The 3603-nt window shown below is 72.6% G+C and carries 4 protein-coding genes; 1 reads left to right on the top strand and 3 read right to left on the bottom strand.

From position 1 onward, the window contains the following. Positions 1 to 217: 217 nt before the first annotated feature. The 3 genes from cutA to KBX53_RS26165 form a co-directional block, all read right to left on the bottom strand. A complete protein-coding gene (cutA, locus tag KBX53_RS26175; RefSeq protein ID WP_030336735.1) occupies positions 218 to 538 on the bottom strand; it encodes a divalent-cation tolerance protein CutA in 321 nt (106 codons plus the stop codon). Positions 539 to 730: 192 nt separating this feature from the next. After that, the gene (locus KBX53_RS26170; protein WP_030336733.1) at positions 731 to 1735 is read right to left on the bottom strand and encodes a 1-acyl-sn-glycerol-3-phosphate acyltransferase; all 1005 of its coding nucleotides are present in this window, start codon (positions 1733 to 1735) and stop codon (positions 731 to 733) included. Beyond that, positions 1735 to 2568 (bottom strand): patatin-like phospholipase family protein, encoded by an 834-nt coding sequence (locus KBX53_RS26165; RefSeq protein WP_210862176.1) that lies wholly within the window; start codon positions 2566 to 2568, stop codon positions 1735 to 1737. Before KBX53_RS26165 ends, KBX53_RS26170 begins: the two co-directional genes overlap by 1 nt. Positions 2569 to 2809: 241 nt before the next feature. Here KBX53_RS26165 and KBX53_RS26160 point away from each other — a divergent pair. Then, on the top strand, positions 2810 to 3603 hold a 794-nt coding region (locus tag KBX53_RS26160; protein ID WP_309140855.1), incomplete at its 3' end, for a serine/threonine-protein kinase.

The raw sequence follows: 3603 nt of genomic DNA, 5'->3' as shown, positions 1-3603 counted from the left end.
GTGTACGCGCGGCGGGCCCGCTCCACCTGCGGCTCCAGCTCGGCGACCTCCCGGCTCAGCCGGACCACCTCGGCGGCGATCGGGTCGGGCGCGCGCCGGCAGCCGGAGCAACCGGCACTCAGATCGGCCGGCGCACCGCAGGCGGGGCAGGGGTAACGGGTGTCGTCCACCCGGTCATCATCGACAGCCCACCGGGTACGCCCCAGAGTGCGCGTACTCAGGAACGGGTGTGCTCGTACACCCAGGTGGCGTAGTCGGGGTTGCCGCTCTCCACCCTGGACACCAGGATCTCCGGCACCTCGTACGGGTGACTGACCCGGATCTGGTCCAGCAACGCGGCGAGCCGGTCCGGTGCGGTCTTGAACTGCACCGACCATTCGGTGCTCGTCTCCATTCCGGACCGCCACCAGTAGGTGCTGTCCACCTGACCACCCACCTGGGCGCAGGCGGCGAGCCTGCCGGCGACGGCGGCGGCCGCCAGCACGTCGGCGACCGAACGCGCGTCAACCACAGTTGTCACCACGCAGATCTCGTCCACGCCCGCACCCTACGCGGCCATACGCCGCTGAGCCCGTCAATCGCTCACGACCGCTACGCTGCGCATCGCCGCGCTCACCGGAGCCGGCTTTACCTCGCGACTGCGGGGCTCCGCTTCGCTGCACTCCTCGCGCTCACCGGAGCCCGCTTTACCTCGCGACTGCGGGGCTCCGCTTCGCTGCACTCCTCGCGCTCACCGGTTTGCGGCGATCCAGGAGTCGATCTGCGCCCACCAGTCGAAGAGCCAGTCGATGCGCTGCTGCCGCCCGGTCGGAACCTCCTCCGGCGGCACCGACCAGAACCGCATCACGATCCGCTTGTCCATCGGCAGTTCCCGCCACACGTCGGCGACGGTGAGCATCCGGTCCAGTCCGGTGTGGGCGACGAAGATGACCCCGGCGTCCGGTGCGGCGTCCAGCGCGGCGAGCATCCCGCCGGGCTGCGGGGCGAGCACGTGGCGCATCCGCTCGGCGCGCAGCGCCATCCGTTCCAGGCCGAGTGAGCGCAGTCGGGCGATGGCGCGCAACCGCCGCTTGGGGGTGAAGTTGCCGCCCTCGGGGAAGATCACGAACGCGTCGTTGTCGTCCAGGCCGCTGGCCAGGTGCCCGACCTGACGGACCGTATCCTCGCCGCGCTCCGGGGTCGGCGCGATGAACCGGTTGGGCAGCCGGTTGAGCAGCACGTCGACCGCCGGATCCCACTGGAGGCTGTCCTTGAGGACGATGCGTGGCTCCCGGTGGAACCAGTTGACCAGCCCGTGGATCAGGATGAACGAGTCACCCGGCCCGGCGTGCCGACAGAGCACCAGCTCGGGTCGGCCGGGCAGCGCGGTGTCCGGGTCCGTGCCCACCACGTCGATGCTCAACCGCAGTGTCCAACGTGCCTGCCAGAACAGCACCCGCAGGAACCAGCCGGCCAGCACGTAGTGGGCGCGCTGGAAGGCCGGCGACCTGGTGCGCCAGCCGAAGCCGGAGACGGCCCAGAGCACGAAGAGCGCGAGGAGCGCCGCAGCGTCCCAGACCAGGTAGAAGCAGCCGATCCAGAGCAGCCGCAGCGGGCGCAACCGGCCCGGGACCAGCGGGGACGCGGCCGCGGCGAGCAGCGCCCAGACCGGCAGCGTGGTGACCACGAAAAAGGCGAGCAGCACGACGGCGGGGGCCAGCAACAGCCGACGCAGCCACCGGGGAGGCAGCGGCATCACCGCTCCGCGTGGGTGGCGAGGTAGCGCCGGGAGGCGGTGTACGCGCGGCTGATCCGCCGTCCCACCGCCGCCATGTCCCGGTACGCCCACGGCGTGTCGTCGCGTGGGTTCAGCCCGCCGGTCGGCAGGACGTGCACCTCCACCCCCTCGGGCAGCGCCGCCATCTCCCGGAAGAACCGGTGCCGGCGGGAGATCTCGAACGCGACCTGCGCGATCTCCCACGGCCGGCGGGGCGGGGTCAGCTCCCGTTCGATCCGGCCCACCTGGAGGACGTAGATCCGGCGGGCGCCGACGGCCACCGCCTCGCCGATCGGGATGGAGTTGACGATCCCGCCGTCCACGTAGTGCGCGCCGTCGATCTGCATCGGCGGAAGCAGCCCCGGCACCGACGCCGACGCCATCACCGCCGGGACCACCGGACCGCTGTCGAACCAGTGCTCGGCGGCCCGCTCGATGTGGGCGGCGCAGCAGCGGAACGGCACCCGCAGGTCGGCGAAGGTGGTGTCCACCCCCAGCTCGGTTTCGAGCAGGCGGCGCAGCGGCCGGGGTGAGTGCAGGTGGGTCCGGGCGGCGAAGCGGCGCAGTTGCCGGGCGACCGAGTCGCCGTACACCTCGCTCGCCTCCGGCGAGGCCCACAGCCGGACCAGCCGGTCGGTCACCGCCTCCGACGGGTCGGCGGCGACCAGCGCACCGTTCACCGCGCCGATCGAGGTGCCGAGCACCATGTCGGGTTGGATGCCGGCGCGGAACAGCGCGCGCAACATGCCGACCTCGACCGCGCCGAGCACTCCCCCGCCGCCGAGCACGAACGCCACCGGTCCCCCCGCCATGTCTCCCATCCTGGCACGGGCCCGCCGCCGGCCCGGTGGGGCGTGGTCAGCCGACGGTCACCGCACGGCAGGGACCGTCCGCCGACGGCCGGCGGCGACGGCGTTGACAGGCCGGACACATTCGCGCAACCTGATACCGCTCCCACCCCTGAGGCAGGTGCGATCTGTGAAGGCAGCACTGCATCCGGGCCGATTGCTGGCTCGCAGATACCGACTTCTGGACCAGATCGGCGCCGGCGGCATGTCGGTCATCTGGCGTGCCCGGGACGAGGTGCTGGACCGGGTGGTGGCGCTCAAGGTGCTCGCCCCGTCACTCGCCGCCGACGCGCGGTTCCGGGGCATGGTGCGCGACGAGGCGCGGGCCGCCGCCCAGTTGGTGCACCCGCACCTGACCTCCGTGCACGACTACGGCGAGACTGTCGACCCGGACGGCTCGATCACCTCGTTCGTGGTGATGGAGCTGCTCAGCGGCGAGGAGTTGAAGCTCCGGCTCACCGAGGGGCCGTTGCCGTGGACCGAGGCGGTCCAGGTGGGCGCGCAGGTCGCGGACGCGCTGGCCGCCGCGCACCGCCTCGGCATCGTGCACCGGGACATCACCCCGGCCAACGTGATGATGACCGGGACGGGCGCCAAGGTGCTCGACTTCGGCATCGCCACCCGGATCGGCGCACCCGACGAGGATGAGGACGGCGAGACCTTCGGCACCCCCGCGTACGTCGCCCCGGAACGCCTCGACGGCGCGCCGGCCCAGCCGGCCACCGACGTCTACTCGCTGGGCGTACTGCTGCACGAGGCGCTCACGGGCCGGGTTCCGTACCCGGCGGACACCTGGGAGCAGCTCAGTTCCGCCCTGGCCAGCGGTCCTGCGCCGACGCTGGCCGACCTGCCGGACCTGCCCCCGACAGTGGCCCAGATCTGTCTGCGCAGTCTCGCCCGGAACCCAGCCGAACGGCCGACCGCCCGGCAGGTCGCCACCGCGCTCCGCGACCACGCGCTGCCGGCCGAGCCTCCGACCGCGACCATCCGGGTGCCCAC

The organism is Micromonospora sp. M51, assembly GCF_018070305.1.
GTDB lineage: Bacteria > Actinomycetota > Actinomycetes > Mycobacteriales > Micromonosporaceae > Micromonospora > Micromonospora parva.
Note: the sequence above shows the minus strand (reverse complement) of the source record. Positions and strands in the feature narration are given on the sequence as shown.